17 protein-coding genes are annotated in these 19784 nt (G+C 42.7%); 6 read left to right on the top strand and 11 right to left on the bottom strand.

Going from position 1 to position 19784, the window contains the following annotated elements; all coding sequences use genetic code 11:
• Positions 1-4 precede the first annotated feature (4 nt).
• Together MD536_RS12265 and MD536_RS12260 are read right to left on the bottom strand one after the other, a co-directional pair.
• Positions 5-1102: a hypothetical protein gene (locus tag MD536_RS12265; RefSeq protein WP_239599990.1), complete on the bottom strand. Its 1098-nt coding sequence runs from the start codon at positions 1100-1102 to the stop codon at positions 5-7.
• 89 nt (positions 1103-1191) lie between these two features.
• The gene (locus MD536_RS12260; RefSeq protein WP_239599982.1) at positions 1192-2568 is read right to left on the bottom strand and encodes a hypothetical protein; all 1377 of its coding nucleotides are present in this window, start codon (positions 2566-2568) and stop codon (positions 1192-1194) included.
• Between the two features lie 144 nt (positions 2569-2712).
• Between MD536_RS12260 and MD536_RS12255 the strand changes: the two genes are divergently transcribed.
• The 3 genes from MD536_RS12255 to MD536_RS12245 are packed head-to-tail and all read left to right on the top strand — an operon-like array spanning position 2713 to position 9893.
• Positions 2713-5745 (top strand): SusC/RagA family TonB-linked outer membrane protein, encoded by a 3033-nt coding sequence (locus tag MD536_RS12255; RefSeq protein WP_239599980.1) that lies wholly within the window; start codon positions 2713-2715, stop codon positions 5743-5745.
• Positions 5746-5775: 30 nt separating this feature from the next.
• Positions 5776-7455 (top strand): RagB/SusD family nutrient uptake outer membrane protein, encoded by a 1680-nt coding sequence (locus MD536_RS12250; RefSeq protein WP_239599978.1) that lies wholly within the window; start codon positions 5776-5778, stop codon positions 7453-7455.
• Between the two features lie 29 nt (positions 7456-7484).
• Positions 7485-9893 carry a hypothetical protein gene (locus tag MD536_RS12245; protein ID WP_239599976.1) on the top strand — a complete coding sequence of 803 codons (2409 nt, stop codon included), beginning with the start codon at positions 7485-7487 and terminating at the stop codon, positions 9891-9893.
• Positions 9894-10279: 386 nt separating this feature from the next.
• Here the strand turns inward: MD536_RS12245 and MD536_RS12240 are convergent, their stop codons facing one another.
• The 5 genes from MD536_RS12240 to MD536_RS12220 all read right to left on the bottom strand — a co-directional run bounded on the left by MD536_RS12240 (position 10280) and on the right by MD536_RS12220 (position 13998).
• Positions 10280-11194, bottom strand: a complete 915-nt coding sequence (locus MD536_RS12240; RefSeq protein WP_239599974.1) for a helix-turn-helix domain-containing protein — start codon at positions 11192-11194, stop codon at positions 10280-10282.
• Between the two features lie 60 nt (positions 11195-11254).
• Positions 11255-12091: an SDR family NAD(P)-dependent oxidoreductase gene (locus MD536_RS12235; RefSeq protein ID WP_239599962.1), complete on the bottom strand. Its 837-nt coding sequence runs from the start codon at positions 12089-12091 to the stop codon at positions 11255-11257.
• A gap of 365 nt (positions 12092-12456) precedes the next feature.
• On the bottom strand, positions 12457-13065 hold the full coding sequence (locus MD536_RS12230) for a DUF6596 domain-containing protein (RefSeq protein ID WP_239599940.1): 609 nt from the start codon (positions 13063-13065) through the stop codon (positions 12457-12459).
• Positions 13062-13649 (bottom strand): sigma-70 family RNA polymerase sigma factor, encoded by a 588-nt coding sequence (locus MD536_RS12225; RefSeq protein ID WP_239599938.1) that lies wholly within the window; start codon positions 13647-13649, stop codon positions 13062-13064. The genes MD536_RS12230 and MD536_RS12225 overlap by 4 nt, the downstream gene beginning before the upstream one ends.
• A complete protein-coding gene (locus MD536_RS12220; RefSeq protein ID WP_239599932.1) occupies positions 13636-13998 on the bottom strand; it encodes a YciI family protein in 363 nt (120 codons plus the stop codon). The genes MD536_RS12225 and MD536_RS12220 overlap by 14 nt, the downstream gene beginning before the upstream one ends.
• An 88-nt stretch (positions 13999-14086) precedes the next feature.
• Here MD536_RS12220 and MD536_RS12215 point away from each other — a divergent pair, with 88 nt between their 5' ends.
• Genes MD536_RS12215 through MD536_RS12210 form a run of 3 tightly spaced genes read left to right on the top strand, consistent with a single transcriptional unit; the run spans position 14087 to position 15194 of the window.
• Positions 14087-14623: a Crp/Fnr family transcriptional regulator gene (locus MD536_RS12215; RefSeq protein WP_239599930.1), complete on the top strand. Its 537-nt coding sequence runs from the start codon at positions 14087-14089 to the stop codon at positions 14621-14623.
• A gap of 57 nt (positions 14624-14680) precedes the next feature.
• Positions 14681-14980 (top strand): SDR family NAD(P)-dependent oxidoreductase, encoded by a 300-nt coding sequence (locus tag MD536_RS22165; RefSeq protein ID WP_369075804.1) that lies wholly within the window; start codon positions 14681-14683, stop codon positions 14978-14980.
• Positions 14895-15194 carry a Rossmann-fold NAD(P)-binding domain-containing protein gene (locus tag MD536_RS12210; RefSeq protein ID WP_239599928.1) on the top strand — a complete coding sequence of 100 codons (300 nt, stop codon included), beginning with the start codon at positions 14895-14897 and terminating at the stop codon, positions 15192-15194. Before MD536_RS22165 ends, MD536_RS12210 begins: the two co-directional genes overlap by 86 nt.
• On the opposite strand, the gene MD536_RS12205 is transcribed toward MD536_RS12210, so the two are convergent.
• From MD536_RS12205 to MD536_RS12190, 4 genes are read right to left on the bottom strand one after another with little or no spacing between them, the layout of a single operon-like run.
• Positions 15178-17415: a patatin-like phospholipase family protein gene (locus MD536_RS12205; protein ID WP_239599920.1), complete on the bottom strand. Its 2238-nt coding sequence runs from the start codon at positions 17413-17415 to the stop codon at positions 15178-15180. The genes MD536_RS12210 and MD536_RS12205 overlap by 17 nt on opposite strands.
• A 45-nt stretch (positions 17416-17460) precedes the next feature.
• A complete protein-coding gene (locus MD536_RS12200; protein ID WP_239599914.1) occupies positions 17461-18534 on the bottom strand; it encodes a COX15/CtaA family protein in 1074 nt (357 codons plus the stop codon).
• Between the two features lie 50 nt (positions 18535-18584).
• The gene (locus MD536_RS12195) at positions 18585-19418 is read right to left on the bottom strand and encodes a universal stress protein (protein ID WP_239599912.1); all 834 of its coding nucleotides are present in this window, start codon (positions 19416-19418) and stop codon (positions 18585-18587) included.
• Positions 19419-19439: 21 nt separating this feature from the next.
• Positions 19440-19757, bottom strand: coding sequence for a DUF202 domain-containing protein (locus tag MD536_RS12190; RefSeq protein ID WP_239599903.1), 318 nt, complete (start codon positions 19755-19757; stop codon positions 19440-19442).
• Between the last annotated feature and the right edge of the window lie 27 nt (positions 19758-19784).

Below are 19784 nucleotides of genomic sequence, written 5' to 3'. Positions count from 1 at the left end.
TTGATTAAAAATTAGGTGCCATAGGTGCTAAACGATTGATCCAATCATGTGTTGGACCTCCCCCTAATAAATCTTTCTGATTATTGCTTATAACATAGAGCGCTTTAAAAATTCGCCGGAGATCACGACCCCAGGCAGATTTTTCCAATCCCCCAGATACATTGATTTCAAAACCAAATTGCTTTTTGAACTCGTTCCGAACCAATCCGTCAGGACCATTTTCAATAATAAATGCATAACAATCCCATGCGGTATTATCAACCGTATAGGCCCCATATTGCTGAAGTGTCCTCGCAATGATTAGTCCGGGTTCCGTTTCCAGTCCAAGTGAGTTATTGGAAATTGAGGAAAGATCCAGGCCTTTATGTAGTGCCAGGAGAGCGCCAATTCGCATCTCAGGATTTTTACCACCGTAATAATTAAAGTCAGTAGGATCATCAAAACCAGTATCTGCCTTCACAGCCGGCCAACGATATCCACCTCCACCTTTATAAAAGTTCTTCTTCCCCCACAAATTAATCTTAAGTACGTGTGGAATTCTACCTGCTGTAAATTCTCCTACCCGAATGGTACCACCAATCGCAGAGAGCCCGCTTCCCCCGTGCGCTCCGATTATGCATTCTCCTTTTAATACACAACTATCTTCTGACCAGGTATACTGTGAGGTAGCAAAATCAGTACTACACTTTGCAAAGGGTTGTGTTTGCTTAATCTTACCATTGGGAAGTAAAATAGCAGCTCCTGCATTAGGCGTTCTTCCATACCATACAGTTGCATCATACTTCCATGCGGCAGGAATAGGTGCGGTGAATAAGGTTGGGCCAGTTGCTACACATCGATCTGCCCCTGTCCATCCAGCAGTATTGGTCTTTATACTTAAAAAGGTAGCCTGTGGATATAGAATAATAATATCCTCATCGGCCTCAAAATTGTTGGCATCCTCAATACAGGCAGGCTTATAAATCGCCTCCTTATGAATAGGCATATTCCAGATGGATGTCTTGTCAAAGGGCCATTTCAGGGGATCACGGGTTTGTCCCAACAAATCAACACATAAAAAATGCAAAAGAATGGCAAAAGCGTTTATTTTCAATTGATACATATAGAGGATAATAAATGTAATATATACAATTATTTAATTTCCTCTGTCTTTTAGCAGCAACATCTGCTACTTTATACTTGCCGAAAATTTCACTGCATTTCTGTTAATTCAACCTGCTCAATCGATCCGGTTCCGGAAAAGTTTATTCCTATTCCCTGAATAGTTCCGATCGATTTAGCATAATTGGTAGTAAATATCTGTTTACCGTTTGTGTATACAGCCGCCTTTTTATCTTTTACCAGAATTTGTATTTCACCTCCATCTGATAAATCAACCCCCAGGGACCGTAGATCAGAGCTTCCACCATAAAAACGTTTTTCTGAAAATCCAACTGTTGACCAATTGGTACATCCAGGTTTGAGTATTAAAACTTCATGGTAATATTGGTCGCCAAAAATCTTTGTCCATACTTGTGAACAACGTACGCCTGGTCTATCCCGGGAGGTTTTTAGCTTTATGGTTAATTTAAAATTATCACCCGACTTACCGGACGAATCACCACGATAAAAACTAACCAGAAAGGTTTTATTTGTATCAATGCCGGAAGCGAAAAGTGCTGGCGGCGTAACCTGCAGGTTGTCATTTTGCCGGATATCATCAGCAGAGATTGGATATACCCGGGTTGTATCCCTTAAAATACTGGCTGTAGCTGTCCATTCATTGGATTGCAAGCTAACACGGGAAGTATCAATAGGTTGATTATTATAATATAAAATGGGATAATATACACCCGGCATCTCAAAATAATGATTCAATAATTCACCTGGCTGAATCGCTCGCTTTGATTTTCCATCATTAAAATCAATGGAAAATCCTCCGCTGGTAGTCATCTCTTCTTGTTCAGTTTGAAGTTTGAACAAGGCTGTATGAGGATTAGCCCCCTCTGGATTCAGACACAATAAACGGACACTTCCCTGCAAAATTCTATCATCTTTCATTTTTTGAAGAAATAAACTGAATGCAAGTAATACAAGCACCCCTATCAATCCGAAAATCCATTTACGATAAGCCCACCAAAAAGCGAACCTTGATTTCTTCATTTCCTGTTCAGCTGGTAACTGCTGGTGAGTAGTAACAACTGCTCTTTTACGTAAGATTACATCTTTGTCAACAGATTCTCCTGGCTCCGTAAGTGTATCCTCTTTGGTGGGAAGAACGGGCTGTGGTATTTGTTCAACCATCGCTGCCCAATCAGAATAACCGGAAAATTTAGCAAGTGCATCTCTTGTCGCCTGTTGAGGAAAATAATGGGAGTTTGTATGAATTTTTCCAAAAATCCGCTTCAGCGTGTTTGGACTGATCAGAATATTGGTCTCATGTGATATAGTATGACTTAAATAAATATAATCCCGATTGGTCCATTCACCAACTTGCTTATTGCCATACCGACGTTCAATCTGCTTACAACAGAAAAGCAATTGTGCCGATTGAACTGGTGTTGCGACTTGTCCAGAATCCCCAAGCATTATTTCTAAGTTATTGAAAGCAAATTAGTTAAGTTATCCATTTTTTTGGTCAGTCTTTTGGACAGGGCAAAACTTGTAAAGCCATTTCAGAGTTCCGAATTTACTTTTTCTTTCTAGTCCACCAACCAAAACGATTGTTTAGTCATGAAAAAAAAGCAGCTCTTTCTATTAGTATTGCTGGTTTTTACTACGGTCATCGGTAGAAGCCAGAACCGAACCATCAACGGTCGGATTATTGACAGTACCAGTCAACAGGTACTTTCAGGTGTTTCAATTATTCTGTCCGGTAGTTCCATCGGAACCCAAACCGGCGCAGATGGCCGATTTGAATTAAATGTTCCAACAGGCAATCAGGTACTCGTGATTTCGATGACCAATTATCAACCCCTTCGGATTTCACTTGATCAGTTTGTCGATGGCAATCCTCTTACTATTTCGCTTACCCGCAATGCTACAGAAATGGAACAGGTTATTGTTGTGGGATATGGTACCCAACGCAAAAAAGACCTTACTGGAGCTGTATCTACCATCAGTGCGGAAGATGTAGGCGGAAGGCAAACAGTTCAGGTTTCTGAAGCCTTACAAGGTGCTGTAGCCGGCGTTTCCGTAACCCGGGGCAGTGGAGCACCAGGGGCCTCTGCCAATATTCTCGTTCGAGGTATTACAACGCTTGGGACCAATTCACCTCTGATAATTGTGGATGGGATTCCTGTTAGTAGCATCGATAATGTGAATCCTAATGATGTTGCCAGCCTTACCGTGTTGAAAGATGCAGCTTCCGCTGCCATTTATGGTTCAAGAGGTGCGGCGGGTGTTATCCTGATCACCACGAAAAGAGCAAAATCCGGACAAGCTCAAATGGAATATACCTATGAATATGGGGTGCAGCAGCCTACCCGATTACCAGAATTTGTGAGTGGTCCGGATTACATGCGCTATTTTAATGAACAACAAACCAATGATGGCGCCACAGCAGGCTCCTACCCACAAGCTTTCATTGATAATTTTGCAGATAGCGCCCGTCTTAATCCAGATCAGTTTCCTTTTGCCAATACCAACTGGCAGGACCTTCTGATGGAAAGAAAACTGGCTCCCCGTCAACGACATGACCTGGTTTTTACCATGGGTACAGGAAAACTGAAGACCAAGGCATCCATGGGCTATACCAGTGCGGGCTCCTTTTTTGATCAGCAACAATTTGATCGCTACCAGATAAGAATCAATAATGATTTGCAGGTACTTGACAACCTGCTGGTCAGCCTTGATATTGGATATCGCCGCGTATATCAGGAGAATCCGATTTTAAATCCATTTTATGAAGCAAGGATTATGCCCTCTATATATGATGATTTCTATTCTGATGGCAGGTACGCATTATCAAAAGACGGACGAAATCCTGTTGCACAACTAAGAGAAGGGGGGTCGGATGAAGCTTACAGTAATCAAATGACAGGCCGACTTTCCTTACAATATCGCCCGCTCAAAGGTCTTACACTTACTGCACTTGTAGCGCCAACCCTGGATTTTAACAAGGGAAAACGTTTTTCCAAAAGGATTGATTTTACCAACCCGGATGGCACACCAAGTTCATTGAGCAATTTTCCAAGAACGACCCTGACAGAAACCCGGCAGGAAAGTATTTCATTAACTGGTCAATTCCTGGCTGACTACTCTACTGAATTGGGTGATGGTCATAGTATCGGCGTTTTAGGTGGTTACGAAGAATTGTATTTTTCCAATGAATTTGCCATGGCTTCCAGAAGTGGATTCGCACTTACAGATTATCCTTATCTGAATGCAGGTTCACAGGAATTTCGGGATAACTCCGGAACAGCTTCCGAAAATGCACTTCGATCATTTTTTGGCAGATTGCAATACAACTACAAAAACAAATATTACTTGCAGGGTAACCTTCGGTATGATCAATCTTCCCGCTTTGCACCACAATACCGTGATGCCCTTTTCCCTTCCATAGCCGCTGGCTGGACGATTAGTGAAGAAAAATTTATGCAATCTTTTAATTGGTTGTCTTTTCTTAAACTAAGAGCATCATATGGTACAGTAGGCAATGAAAGAATTGGAAACTATCCATATCAATCACTGATCGCATTTTCAAATGCCCTTTTTTATCAGAATGGTGTTGTTGTTCCTTTAAACGGTGGCGCTCAACAAGTTTATGCAGTAGAAAATATATCATGGGAAACTACGCAAACAACTAACTATGGATTAGACGCCTCCTTCTTCTCCAACCGATTAAGTGTTTCTGCCGATTATTACAACAAGAAAACAAGAGATATTTTATTATCGCTCGATATTCCTTTGTTTATAGGATTCGATAAGCCCAGTCAAAATGCAGGAACGCTGGAAGTTAAGGGATGGGAAGTGGAAACTTCCTGGAGAGACAAAGTAGGCAAACTTCGATATACCATTGGCTTTAACCTGAGTGATTCCAAATCTAAAATTCTGGATATGAGAGGTACTCAGATCCTTGGAGCCCAATCAACGTTTGAAGGAAGTGAGTTTAATGAGTGGTTTGGGTATCGTTCTAATGGATTGTACCAAACTACGGAAGATACGGTTGGCTCTCCCCGTTTGAATAACAATGTTACAGCAGGGGATGTACGATATGAAGATATAAACAAGGATGGTCGGATTACTCCGGATGACCGGGTACTCTTAGGGGGATCTTTGCCCAGGTATCTATATGGCGCCACCATTCGACTGGAATACAACAGGTTCGATTTCGGTATAGTGGTGCAGGGTGTGGGTAAACGAAACAGCCGTTTAAACGAAGATTTGATTCGACCATTTGCAGAAGCATTTGGAAATGTACCCAGTGATATCGTTGGTAAATTCTGGAGTAGGAATAATAGTCCGGAGCAAAATATGGCAGCCCGCTATCCAAGATTATCCACCAGATCTCTTGGTAATAATTATGAAATGTCTGATTTCTGGTTGATCAATGGCGCTTACTTCAGGATGAAAAATATCACACTTGGATATACTATTCCATTACCAGCAAAAAATGCGAATACAGCGAAAACCTGCAGGGTATATTTCTCCGCGAATGATGTTTGGACCATCAGTAATTTCCCCAAATATGCAGATCCTGAATCAAATTCTTATTCCTATCCAATCGTCACTACCATGATGCTGGGAGCTACAATAAGACTCTGATTATTCTTCATACAGATTAAAAATATTGAAATGAAATACTATTCTTATATACTGCTCTTATTTTTACTTACTGCCTGTGTGAAGCTGGAACTTACACCACCGGCTGAACCATCTACCGCTTCCTTTTACTCCAACCAAACTCAACTGGAACTCGCAGTAAATGATTTATACAAAATCGATTTCTGGGGAAATGACAACGAACAATATACCGACAATTACTGGCATCGTGGACAACTTGGAAACGCCGTTACCTTTGGCACCATGAATGCAGATGATGCCATGGTCCAAAACTATTGGAGTCTGGCATATAAAGCAATAGGACGTGTGAATGCCTTTCTGGAAAACAAGGACAAGGCAGCAGCTAATACGCCAGCTGAAATAATGACCCGACTGGAAGCTGAAATGCGCCTGATCAGAGCCTACCAGTACAGTCGCCTTATTACCCATTTTGGTGATGTGCCGTTTTTAACTACTCAGCTTTCTCTGGACGAAGCATCTTCTGTTACTCGTACGAATAAGGAGGAAATACTAACCTTTATTTTTGCAGAACTCGATTTCGCTGCTAATAACCTACCCGAAACCTATCCGGCTTCTGCCATTAAACGATTCACCAAAGGGGCAGCACTTGCAATCAAAGCGCGTACGGCACTCGAGATGGGAAAATGGACAGTTGCAAGGGACGCCTCCAAAGCCATACTTGATTTAACCGCAGCGGGTGTATATGCCTTGAATCCAAATTATGAGCAGTTGTTCCTAAAAGCAGGTGAAACAAGCAAAGAAATCATTATCAGTATTCCACGTGATGAGGCACAGAAAGTATTTACCTCTGGCACTCCCGTACAAGACCAATTACCCCGAAATACAGGAGGATTTGGTGCGCAAATCCCTACCCGGGAAATGATGGATGCCTATGAATGTATTGATGGCTTACCAATTGATGAATCACCACTTTACAATCCTTTGGATCCATTTGCAAATCGGGATCCGCGATTGAAAGCTACCATCGTTCCCTTTAATAGTTTGTGGCTTGGACATTATTATCAACCACATCCGGATTCAATAACAGTTTTTAGTACTACACAGAATGCTCGCGTGAGTAACCGCGATTGCAGAACAGTTGCCACTTTCGCCAGTTATACCGGTTTACTCTGGAAAAAAGGTATTGACCAGTCCTGGGCAGATAAAAAATCAGAAGATAATGACCTCATTTTAATTCGCCTGGGAGAAATACTTTTAACCTATGCCGAAGCAAAATTGGAACTGGGTGAATTGGATGCGAGTTTATATGAGGCGCTGAACAAGGTTAGGGCAAGAGCCTACGGGGTGGCAGTTGCTGAAACAGGTTTATATCCAGCCATCTCCACTGTTGATCCAGTGGAATTACGAAAAATCATCCGTAGGGAAAGAAGAGTTGAGTTGGCTAAGGAAGGAATTCGCTACATGGATTTGATTCGCTGGCGCCTCGCAGAAAAAGCGTTGACCAAACCCGTAATCGGTTTGCCGGATCCAACTGTGCAGGATCGTTCAAAATGGCCATTCCCTGGAGTAACACCTTTGGATGAAGATGGTATTGCCGACTATTCAGGTTTTGGGAATCAGGTAAAAGTAGTAGCACAAAGAAATTTTGATCCATCTCGTCAATACCTATGGCCCATCCCCGCATTAGAGATACGGGTGAATCCCAACCTCGAACAAAATCCCAATTATTAAATCTCTCCCAATCGCTTAAGTTTCTATATATGTTTAAGAAAACAGTTTGGTCAATAGCTCTGCTGGCAGGTAGTTATTTTTCTTTTGCACAACCCGGGGCCCATGAAAACCGTTTAAAAATTTCGGGTGTTTATCCTCACCTGGCAGTTTTCAATGAAGGATTTGGATTGCCTTGTACCGGAAATGGAAATGAAGGGGGAATAGGTGCTATTACCCCCTGGGCAGGTAAATTATGGATGGTCACCTATAGTCCGCATTGCCCCTATGGGAGCGCCGATAAACTTTATAGCATTGATTCAAATCTGAATCTCGTTATTCATCCCGAAAGCGTTGGTGGCACACCCGCTAATCGGTTAATTCATAAAGAGTCGAAACAACTCATAACCGGACATCATTTCATAAATGAATATGGTCGAGTGCGAACCATTTCTCCTTCGGTTATGCCTGGACGTATGACAGCAACCACCAGACATTTGACGGACCCTGCCAATTGGGTATATTTTTATGACATGGAAGGCATGTTGTATGAAACAAATGTAAATACGCTTGAAGTCCGTAAGCTCTTTCATAAACCGGTGCCGGGATGGCATGGCAAAGGTGCCTATGTAGCTCAAAAACAACTACTGGTTGCGAACAACGGAGAGCACGCAGTATTTGATATTAAGTCTACTGATTTGAAAGCAGGCGGCCCTCCACGCTCTTCAGAAGATATGGGCGTATTGGCTAGCTGGGATGGCAACAAGTGGTCTATTGTAGAGCGTAAACAGTTCACCGATATTACTGGTCCGGGCGGCATTTATGGCAACAGCTCAGAAAATGATCCTGCCTGGAGTATTGGCTGGGATAAGCGGTCGGTAATTTTGAAACTATTAGATAAAGGAGAATGGCTTACGTATCGTTTACCCAAGGCGACACATACCTATGATCATATTGGCGGATGGTATACAGAGTGGCCGCGTATACGAGAAGTAGGTGAAGGAAAAATGCTAATGGATATGCATGGTATGTTTTATTCCTTTCCAAAATCTTTTGCTAAAACAACTGCGGGTGGAATACATCCGTTGGGCAGCCATCTAAGGTATATTCCCGACTTCTGTGAATGGAATGGTGCCCTTGTGCTGGCAACAGATGAAACCACGATTCTGGAGAACCCGCTGGCGGGTAGATCACAATCCAATTTATGGTTTGGAAGCTGGGAGGAACTTAGTACCTGGGGGCCCGCATCAGGCTGGGGAGCGGTATGGATGAAAGATTTGGTGGAGGCAGGCAAAGCTTCTGATCCTTTTCTGTTGAATGGATTTCAGCATCGTACAATGCATATTACGAATGATGGTTCAAAGACAGTGGAGTTTACTATTGAAGGCGATATGTCAGGCAATAACCAATGGCAGGTTTGGAAAAAGGTATCAGTAAAGGCAAAGGGCTATACCTGGATCAATTTACCAACCGACTGGAAAGTACAATGGGTACGCGTTAAGGCAAATCAACATACAACGGCATCGGCAGTGTTCCAATTAAGTGGAAAACTGCAACCAACGGAGTCAGATCCAATGTTTCAGAGTGTTATGCGGATAGATGATTTAGCTGCAACCGCATCAACATACCAGTCAGCAATTATTCGTCCTGCTGGCCATAATAAAAATTTGCAGGTACTATTTAGCCAAGCGGGTAATAAATACCGTTATGAAGAAGTAAATGAAGAATTGAAATTTTCCAAACCACGTTATGATAGTACGGACAGGATATTGGCAATTGGCAAAACAAGTCAGGATTTTCAGATGGATGAAGCCTCTGTATTAGTAACCGATAAAACCGGTACCTGGCGATTACCGAAGACGAACACACGCTATGAACAGCCATTTCCAGGAGGTTGGCCACGTGGAAAAAGAGAACTGGAGTCAGAGCGATTTATGTTGAACGCCCATGGTACTTTTTATGAGGTGGGTCGGGAATCGGGATATGCAGCCATCCGACCTGTATCCACGCATGAAAAAGCAATCATGGATTTTTGTACCTGGCGAGGCTTGCTGGTCTTAAGTGGAACTTCAACAAATGCACAATCAGACGGCCATTATTTTCCTGGCATGAAAACAGATTCGGGTTTATGGTTTGGTGCTATAGATGATTTATGGAAACTGGGAAAACCCCGAGGAGAAGGTGGCGCCTGGAAGAAAACTGCTGTAAAGGCACAGGAGTATTCCATTCCTTATCTGATGAGAGGATATGATAAAAAGAAACTTAGCCTGACTGCTGATAAGGATGTCATAATCACCATTGAAGTTGATGTGGATCAGGGAAACTGGCAAACATACCAGCAGGTGAAATTAGTAGCTGGCAAAACTGTGGAGCTTACATTTCCAGACTCCTACCAGGCGAACTGGATTCGCTTTAAGAGCAATAGGGATTGTATTGCTACTGCATGGTTATCGTATTATTAGTAAAAGTTGTTATTTGCCTTATTGCATTTTAGGTATTCGCAACCTATTCCAGATTTCTTACGCAGGAAGATACCACCATGTTAACCGATATGCTGACTGACCTTAAAATACCGTATAAGATTGAAAAAGAAATCAATCAGGTAGCCAGCGTTTTTATGGGTGAAACTCCTGAATCTGTAATTGAAGTGAAAATTCAACAGCAGGATTTTCCTAAAGTTACATGTTAGTTTTTGGATGCATCAGCTCACTGTTCATTATTCTGTACAAACTTAGAGGGGGATATTCTTTTTGGTCAATTCTTCCACTCTAATTTAAAGATCTTAATACCTTACCCAGGTGGGCGCACGAAGCCTTTGTAAGTTGTTTGGCAAAACCCGGCATGTGTATTATGACATGCTTCTGAATTCAGTCGGCGTCAACCCCTCTTTTTGTTTAAATAGTCTACTAAAGTATTGCGGGTATTCGAATCCAAGGTCAAATGCAATTTCAGCTACTGATTTATTTGTGGTGAGTAATTCTGTCTTAGCTTTTTCAATTAAATGCAAATTAATATGCTCCTGTACACTCTTGCCTGTGTATCTTTTTAAAATATCAGACAGGTATTTTGACGAAAGATTCATTTTTTCTGCAAAATATTTAACTTCAACAAGTCCATTGGCAAATTGAGTATTTTTTATAAAATACTCTTTTAGTAAGCTTTCAAATTTTGAAACAGTATCAGTATTTAATGTTTTCCTGGTTATATGTTGCCGTTCATAAAATCTATTTGAATACTTCAGCAATAGTTCAATATTATGAACCAATACCTCCTGTGTATGATTGTCTATCCGGTCAGATATTTCTTCTTCAATATTTGAAAAAATAAGACTCATTTTTTGTTTTTCAGCATCCGAAAGATGCAAAGCTTCATTGGTTCGATATTCAAAAAACGAATAATTTGAAATAGTCTTCGAAAGAGAAGTTCCTGAAAGCAAATCAGGATGAAAGTAGAGTCCAAATCCTGAAAAATTATTATTAAGATCGATATCTGGAATTGAATAAACCTGATTAGGTGCCATAAAAATCAAACATCCTTCTTCAAAATCATACTTGCTTCTTCCGTACCGAACATCCTTTGGGCCAATATTTTTAATGCTAACCAGGTAAAGATCATTCACAATATTATAATCTGATAGTGCCTGAATTGGTTTTACCTTGGAATAGTCAATAAGTGAAATTAGCGGATGTCTTGGGCTTTCAAAACCAATAAATCGATGTAAATCTGCAACTGATTTAATTCGTATAAAGTTGGTGTTTTTCATTTTACAAAAGAAAATTGCAATTGAATAAAATCATACTATAATTTACCATTATTTATTTGGTTAGTTTAATTTCAATTGTTTTAAGAGCATATTATCAAAAGATCTGTCAGACATAAGCCTCTTCATCAAGAGAATCATTTTTGCCGCACTCCCTATTCTATATCTTGTTTTTGGTTTTGAGTCGTTTATCGCTTCAATTATTACGCTTACTACCTTATATGGAGTTAATAGAGCAAAACTACTCTTACTGGGGTCCAAAATCTTATCTAACATTTCATTATACTTCTTTCGCTGTATTTCGTAAGGGTTACCTTTAATTGGATTGGGGTAGTTTGATCTCGAATTAGCTGTAAAATCTGTTGCTACACCACCTGGCTTGATGAGTATAACATCAATACCAAATGCTTTTAACTCTTGGCGCAATCCATCAGTAAAGCTTTCAATTGCATACTTTGATGCATGATATGCACTTGCTCCAGGTGAGGTAAAGTCACCTCCGATAGAACCAATATTGATAATTTTACCTTTTCTAGCTTTCCGCATAGAAGGTAATACCATTTGTGTGACTTTAATTAAGCCAAAGACATTCACCTCAAATTGATAACGAAGCTGATCTATTGATAATTCTTCAATAAAGCCATTTTGTGAAAATCCTGCATTGTTAATTAAAATATCAATCTGAGGATATTTTGAGAATATTTTATAAAAGGCAAGTTCAACGCTATTGGTATCGGAAATGTCCATGTCATATAGGTCGATACCTTTAGACTTAAGTTCCTGCGATTTTGAAATTGACCTTGAGACAGCAATTACGTTGTATCCCTGTTCTTTGAACTTTAAGGCAGTTAGTTTTCCGATTCCTTGTGACGCTCCTGTAATTATGACTGTTTTGCTCATTTTGATAATAATTTTTATGTGTCACAAAAGTCAGTCACTTTCTAAAGCTTGACTTATACATATTTCGGTAACATGTATACTTTTTGCGGGTTCAAATAAAATGCCCCATTACAATACAAGGCCTGGCGTATTTTCATCAGAATTTATGTAAATTGCACTAAGCAAATAGATTCTAGTTTTTTTACAACTGTACAGTTCTTTTTGGTCAGACAATTTTTCCATTCGGCAGCTTTTAATCGTCCATTCGGCACTGTTTGATCGTTCAAGTACCGTTCCGCAACCGTTCAGGTACCGTTCTGCAACCGTCAGTGAACCGTTCTGCAACCGTTCTGCAACCGTTCCAGAGCACTCAAAAAAACAAGCAATCAACCCATTTCCTTTAACCGCTTTTCAATAAAACTTCGATCAGCCTCTGTATTCGCTAATTGAAATGCTTTCCTGAAACATTCCCGTGCATACTGTTTATCCAATTCACTGTGTAGTTCCCCAACCAACATGTAGTAATACGGATTGCCGGACATCGTCAACTGCTCTGCCAATCGAATGGCTGCTGGAGCACCCTTCAGTTTGTACACTGCAAAAATCCTGTTCAATGCTACAATAGGTGATGGCTTTAATACGATCAACTGTTCGTATAGCCCTACTATAGCTTCCCATTTTTCAGCACTATCCTCTGGCCGCGTATACCAATAAGCAATCGCTGCCTCCAAATGATAAAAACTGATCTCTTCACCCACACTCGCCTTGTGCAACCACTCCACTCCCTTTGCAATCAGTTCCTGGTCCCACAAGGAACTATCCTGCTGATCATAGAGCAACCATTCCCCCGCTTTATTCCTGCGCGCAGTAAACCGGGATGCCTGAAAACAAAACAAGGCCAGTAAGGCCCGCACCTTCGGGCTATCAGTTGGCGACTGCTCGGTTAACAGATAAGCCAGGCGCATGGCTTCAAAACACAACTCCTCGCGTATCAATTCCTCCTTTGTTTCTGAATAATACCCTTCTGTAAAAGTCGCTCCTGCAATGCAATACCAATTGGCATTTCCAGCACAATCCCTTGCTCCTTCAGCGTCTCCCTTCCCCGATACAATCTTTTCTGAATAGTCTCCTTACTGATAAATAAGGCAGATGCGATTTCATCCAGTCCAAATCCCCCCAGTATGCGAAGCGCCATCGTCACCTGCGTTTCTTTTGACAAAGCAGGATGACAGATCGCAAACAACATCCGCAACTGATCCCCTTCCGCTTCCGGATAAGGAATATCCTCCAACTCCACTGCCGGTAACTGAGCTTCCACCTTTCTTCGCGTTGCTTTTTGCTCCAGGCGGTTCATCGCTTTGTTCTTAGCCACCCGGTATAACCAGGCAGCCGGATTTGGAGGTATCCCTTTATACGGCCAGCTTTCCAGTGCCGCCAGGAACGTTTCACTTGCAATATCCTCCGCTTCTCCCAGGTACTCCAACCCATAAAGGTGGCAGAGATGCGTAGTTATTTTCCTGAATTCCGTCCGGAATAAATGAGGCACCAATTGCGCAGTATCCTGCTTAATGGATGCCATCCCCACTTGCAATTTTGCGAACTTCCACACTGTTGCCAATTCCCTGCAAAACCGGACTTCCCTTTGCAAATTCAACCGCTTCTTCCACGGAATCCGCTTTAACAATGATGTACCCGCCGAGGGTTTCCTTGATATCCCCAAACGGACCATTGGTTACCATCAATCCCTTATCAGTTGCCTTCACCACTTTTGCTTCCTCAAAGGGAAGACCCGTTCCACTTACAAATTTGTTTTTCGCGGCTATTGTGCCAATCCAGTCCATGGTTTGCTTCATCCATTCCTGCATTTGCTCAGGGGATGCTACTGCTTGTCCATCTTCATGACGGAAGATCAATACATACTCTTGCATACTGATTAGTTTTATCGATAACAGGTGAAGTACTCAAAACCGGACAGCTATTTTAGTAAATTTAAGCACCTAACACGAGGAACCCACTATGATTGATGCGTCGCATTTAGCTATACTACAGGATATCGGCCAGCAAACCATCCTGCAAAAAGGTGATTTTTTTATTCGGGAAGGACAGATTCCCAGGAAGTTTGCACTTGTTCAATCCGGTCTCTTTCGTTATTACTATCAGAACGATAAAGGCATCGAATTCACTAAAAGTTTTATTGCTCCCGGTAATGTATTAGCTTCTTATACTTCCATGCTCAAGCAATCTCCCTCCTTATTTTTTATTCAGGCGCTCGAAACTTCTACCCTGCTTGAAATCAATTATCAAAACTGGCTCACTTTACAGGAGCAAGATCCCTACTGGGATAAATTCCTCATCAGGGCTCTTGAAAAAGGCTATGCATCCAAAGAAAAACGCGAACGCGATCTGCTATTATTAGATGCCGAAACACGCTATCGAAACTTTCTGCTGGAATTTCCCGGACTCGAGCAACAAATTTCGCAACAACAAATTGCTTCTTACCTCGGTATACAACCTGAATCCTTAAGCCGTATCCGCAAAAAAATGATCGGTTAACATAGATCAATTTCCGGGTCTTGGCTGCAGACTAGCTTCGTTGCAAAATCTATCAGGATGCAACGCTCTGGCAATACGATTCTCATCACTGGCGGCAGCTCCGGAATCGGACTGGAAATGACGAAACAATTCAGTGCACTCAATAACACTGTAATTATTTGCGGAAGAAATAAAGAAACACTTTTACAAGCGCAGTGGCAAGTCCCCGGTATTCATATTTACACCTGTGATCTTTCCATAGAAAGCGATCGACTCAAACTAGCTGCATGGCTTGCAGATAATCTACAACGCCACCAAAGCTGCTCTTCATTCTTTTACCCAGGTATTGAGAGAACAAATCCAACCCGATCCTATTGAAATTATTGAAGTCTTGTTTCCCGTTGTAAATACCCCCTGGCACAAAGGAGCTGCACCCAGGATTGCCATTCAACCACAAGAGGCAGTTGCAAAAATGCTGAAAGGAATAGAAAATAATAAAACAGAAATTCGGGTTGGTGCTGTGCAGCTACTCTATTTTTTACACAGAATAGCACCTCGATTTGCGTTCAAAAAAATCAATCAGCTTCCGTAGTTATTGATTCCTTAAACCGTATAAACCCTAACGCATTGAGTTCATTATCCAACGCATGCCGGATATCCACTTTCTCGCGTTGCGTTAAATGAAAATTCAGCGCTGCCTTGGTTTCTTCTTTCTCCGGCAGATAATGAAAACTGATACGGTTGAATTGTCCGGGTAATAAATCACTCACCATGCCCAACTGATCCTGGTGATTGTACTGCTGCATTTTATACCAGTTCAGTTGCAAGAGCAACAAGGGCTTGGTTACTATTTCAGATACCGCCTTCGATTCAAAAGGATGCTCCCATCCACCACCCTGGCGATCCTTGATCTGCAAAAGCGTTACACCGGTAGTATTCTCCTTGATCCAGTTCCGAAAAACATGAATAAACCGTACCGCTGTTTCAATGCCATAATTATCTCTTAACCCCGCATCCATCACATCAATAACCGGATCTGTTGGCAACCATACATTTGGTAACACATAAGGAAAGGTAGCATTCATACGCAATGCCGTGAGTAACCGAAGATTCATCGGGTCCTGCCTTTCTAACAAGGCTGCAAAATCCACCGCATCCGGATCTGTTGGGTGCTGCAGACGCGGATCACCCGATGGCTTCATCAAAAAACTCAACGGATGCGTGCTGATCAACATTTTCCTGCCATCCCTCGTAATGACGGAATTGAAGATCATGGTTGGCATCAGGGCCTCTTGTTCCTCCTTTGCCAGCGCACTGAATTCTTTATCCAATAAATAACGGGTATTGATGTTTAATTGCTGCTCAAACGCATACGCACGGTCTTTTACATACTCGTATTCACCAACACTGAACTTCTGTGCAGGTGCGGCCAGGTCGCGCGCCACAAAGGAAGAAAAAGTCGGATTCAGCAAATCTTTAGAAATATCATCCACATAAACCGGATCCTGCAACCGAAACGGTTTGCCCAAATCACGTTCTCTTGACAAAGCCCTGAAATACGCCGCTCCCAGCATACCACCGGACGCCCCTGTGATCATAAAGGTTTTCCGCATCAATTGCCCACCGCAGATACTATCCAGTTTTTGCATCACGCCCATAGTAAATGTGGCACTTCTGGTTCCGCCGCCACTTACATTAATGATATAGAGATGTGGCTTCTCCTCTGTTTGTCTTCTTTTCCAGTTCTCCAGCACCTGCACCATTCGTAAGGAATCTGTACGCACCCGTTTAGCTGAACTCAATGCTGCAAGATTCGCGGGTGTATACGCCGCTTTCCAGATCTCTTTTCCATAATTCAATCCATACGCTTTATTGGTTGGATCGATTACCCCATACCGGTACAACAGATTCAATACCACAATCAACACCACGGCAAAAGGAACACTCCAGCTTTGTAAAAAATAGGAAAACGCTCCTGCTACTGAAACCAGTATTGCAAAAAAGATGGTGATGCTGGCTGCTGCCGGCAGTTTGAACATTTCATAATCAAGCAGAAATCCCACCAGCATCAAAAACACAAAAGCTATAAAGATGGATAAGACCGCAGCAAAATGATGGCGACTGAAAATACTTTCCAGGAATTCTTTGCTATAGTGGGTTACATCTCGTACTGCTTTTACATTGAGGCGGCCACTCAGGTAGGTCGTTACCTTGATTAACCGGCTGCCTCCACTGTTTAACACAATATGCGGTTTCACTCCCCTGTGCAAGGCCATGGGGGAAGGATCCAGGCTGATCATGTTCCTCGCAATCGTGATATCCGCACCAAAAAAATAACCCAGTGAAAGAAAAATGACCAGGACCAGTCCCATTAAAAAACCTCCTACCAGGGTCATCACTTCACTTACTGATAATAATTCCTTGTGCAGATCAAAATCAACCGCGTTCACAAAATAAAAGACCAGGAATAGCAATGGAATAACTGCATTGTTGATGCAATACTTTAGAAAGGGTCTGGTAGTAGTTGCCAAAAACCGGAAATGCCGGCAGAAGAGGATGAACGTAGTAATGTTCCAGCTCATGATGAAGATGCCGACCGACATGCCTACAATCCCGGCTGAAATGGCATTCACACTGCCCAGGTATTCCGGTGATAAATACAGGGAATCTACTCCAAAACTGGCCATGAAGTTGCCACTTACCGCCCCAAATAATGCCAACCAGAAGATCAGCAGGATCTGGAATTTCTTGAAATGCAGTAACACCAGTTGTACGGCAAAGGAATAGAATATGGCTTTCAGGCGTTGCTTCATCGCGGTTCCAAGATACACTCTTAGAACGTTTAGACAAGTCTCAAATTATGCGCGCTGCCTGCGCTCACCGAAAAGATACAACATGCCCACCAGTGACAGTACCAGGAACATCGCTACCAACTGGTGCAATTGAGCCATCCATTCAAAATTGCCCCACTGATTGGGCACGATGGATTTGCTGGTTAATAGGGATAAAATTCCCAGCAATACCTGCACCACCACAATCATCAGGGGCCAGCGCAGATAAGCACGCGCAGCGGGAGAGATACTTTCAAGACTAGCTTTCCGGTACCAGAGAATCACCATTATGGTAATCAGGTAAGCCAGGTTCCTATGTATAAAATGAACCGTGATGGTATTATCAATCAGGTTGATCAGCCAGGGACTGTGACTTCCCATTCCTTCCGGCACCCAGGCCCCGTTGATGGTTGGCCAGGTAGATGCTACTGCCGCAGCTTTATGTCCGGCCATTAAGGCCCCATACACCAATTGCAGGGCCAATAAACCAAGTAGAATCCAGGTGAACTTTTTTACCTGGGGTGCAAAACGCCGCTCCTGGTTGGGAACCAGTAATTGTAAGGCAAACCAGAAAGTATAAGAGAGTAATCCGAGTGCCAGCACAAAATGCATGGCCAGCCGGGTAGGCTTCACGTATACTGCATCTCCGGTTAAGCCACTTGCCACCATGATCCAGCCTACAGCTCCCTGCAGTGCTCCCAGCACAAAGAGAGTCAGGAGGGGATTCACCATTTCACGTTTCAGGTAACGCTTTGAAATCAGGTAAACAAATCCCACTACGAATACCACTCCAATAAGCCTGGCCCAAAACCGGTGAAACCATTCCCAGAAGAAAATAAACTTGAAATCATCCAGGTTGAAATCGGTATTCAGCAGGCGGTATTGAGGGGTTTGCTGATACTCCCGGAATTTATCCAGCCATCCGGCTTCATTGAGGGGCGGCAGGGTGCCAGTCACCACTTCCCATTCAGTTATGGAGAGTCCTGACCCGGTTAAGCGGGTTATTCCTCCCAATAAAATCTGTACGATGAGCATCCCTACCCCAATGAGCAGCCAGATGGCTACGGCTCGTTGTCCTCTTTGCTGACGAATGGTTTCCATGGCCCGCAAAGTTATCCTATCGGGGTGGTTATGCCAACCGCTGTTGAAACTCAGGACTTTTTAGTAGTAGGAATTGCCAACAGCGGTATATGAATGCCATCCGCTACCTTAGAAGTAATGCTATAATTGAAAAGTTTATCAAATACGTTCCGCTCATGAACAAACATCAGTAGGGCTGCCTTTTTGCGATCTGCGGTATAATTCACCAGGTTCTTCCACATGGGCAGATCGTCTTTCTTGGGAACCAGGTGTGCAGTGATCTCGGGATAGGCCCTTACAGCAGCCTCCATTTCATCCTGGTCGGCTTCAGGTACTGAAGTAAGTGAAATAACTTCTGCCTTAACGTTGAACCAGTTGGCCCATTCTGCCAATTTCGGCAGGCAGGTTTTTGCTTCCTTCAGGGAGATGGCTGCCAGTAATTCCTCAATCTTCATGGGGTGCCAGTCGCGCGGTACAGCCAAAATAGGAAACAAGCTATGGTTGATCATAGTGCTGGTATTGCTACCCCAGAAACGCTCCACGGCATTGGAGGCACCATGGGTGCCCATTACAATTAGTTCGGCTTTGTTTTCCAGCATATGGTTGATGATCCCGCCATTGATCATCACACTTTCCCGAACCGAGGTAGTCACTGTAGGAGTCGCCTCACCACAGCAGGCTGCACTGCGTTCGGCAACAATCTCTGCCAGCTTTGCTTCAATCGCGCCTAAATCAACATGATGCGGATCTATATGCCATTCATTGGGATAATCATGTGCCGCTTTAAAATTCAGGATATGCAATACTTCGATTGTCAATCCCTTGTCATTTGCAATGTATAAGGCCTGGTCCAATGCACTGATGGCATTGGGGGAAAAATCAAAAGGAACTAAAATATTCGCCATGTGCTTCTTTTATTCAATACGTTAAACTTCTTCTTCCATTAATAAATGCCATCGCTTTTGCGCAAATGCTGAGATATTCAGTTTTTTCGCAACCCGACGGTACCGGATGATCCCACTGATCAGAATCCCTGCTGCTACCAACCAGAATGCAAGTTCCAGCAACCAGCCGAGTTCCAGTTGAAAAAAACTATTCAGGGTAAGTCCGGCGATGGAAAAATACAAACTTGATCGGATATAGGCCAATAAAGTACGTTCATTGGCCAGGCGGGTCCTTTCTACCGCCAGTTCGTCTGTTAACGATAGCTTGGTGCGTGTAGGAGTAGGTTTGTCTGCAGTCATGCCGGCACTTTCACCCAATTTACGCAA

The sequence above is a fragment of the Flavihumibacter cheonanensis genome (assembly GCF_022352215.1).
In the GTDB taxonomy this organism is placed as follows: Bacteria; Bacteroidota; Bacteroidia; order Chitinophagales; family Chitinophagaceae; genus Flavihumibacter; species Flavihumibacter cheonanensis.
The sequence above is the reverse complement of the archived record's forward strand: the minus strand, read 5'-3'. Positions and strand labels throughout refer to the sequence as shown.

Coding starts and splice junctions, on each gene's coding strand:
- MD536_RS12265 (WP_239599990.1), bottom strand. CDS start 1,102: ATGTATCAATTGAAAATAAACGCTTTTGCCATTCTTTTGCATTTTTTA.
- MD536_RS12260 (WP_239599982.1), bottom strand. CDS start 2,568: ATGCTTGGGGATTCTGGACAAGTCGCAACACCAGTTCAATCGGCACAA.
- MD536_RS12255 (WP_239599980.1), top strand. CDS start 2,713: ATGAAAAAAAAGCAGCTCTTTCTATTAGTATTGCTGGTTTTTACTACG.
- MD536_RS12250 (WP_239599978.1), top strand. CDS start 5,776: ATGAAATACTATTCTTATATACTGCTCTTATTTTTACTTACTGCCTGT.
- MD536_RS12245 (WP_239599976.1), top strand. CDS start 7,485: ATGTTTAAGAAAACAGTTTGGTCAATAGCTCTGCTGGCAGGTAGTTAT.
- MD536_RS12240 (WP_239599974.1), bottom strand. CDS start 11,194: ATGAAAAACACCAACTTTATACGAATTAAATCAGTTGCAGATTTACAT.
- MD536_RS12235 (WP_239599962.1), bottom strand. CDS start 12,091: ATGAGCAAAACAGTCATAATTACAGGAGCGTCACAAGGAATCGGAAAA.
- MD536_RS12225 (WP_239599938.1), bottom strand. CDS start 13,649: ATGGCATCCATTAAGCAGGATACTGCGCAATTGGTGCCTCATTTATTC.
- MD536_RS12220 (WP_239599932.1), bottom strand. CDS start 13,998: ATGCAAGAGTATGTATTGATCTTCCGTCATGAAGATGGACAAGCAGTA.
- MD536_RS12215 (WP_239599930.1), top strand. CDS start 14,087: ATGATTGATGCGTCGCATTTAGCTATACTACAGGATATCGGCCAGCAA.
- MD536_RS22165 (WP_369075804.1), top strand. CDS start 14,681: ATGCAACGCTCTGGCAATACGATTCTCATCACTGGCGGCAGCTCCGGA.
- MD536_RS12205 (WP_239599920.1), bottom strand. CDS start 17,415: ATGAAGCAACGCCTGAAAGCCATATTCTATTCCTTTGCCGTACAACTG.
- MD536_RS12200 (WP_239599914.1), bottom strand. CDS start 18,534: ATGGAAACCATTCGTCAGCAAAGAGGACAACGAGCCGTAGCCATCTGG.
- MD536_RS12195 (WP_239599912.1), bottom strand. CDS start 19,418: ATGGCGAATATTTTAGTTCCTTTTGATTTTTCCCCCAATGCCATCAGT.
- MD536_RS12190 (WP_239599903.1), bottom strand. CDS start 19,757: ATGACTGCAGACAAACCTACTCCTACACGCACCAAGCTATCGTTAACA.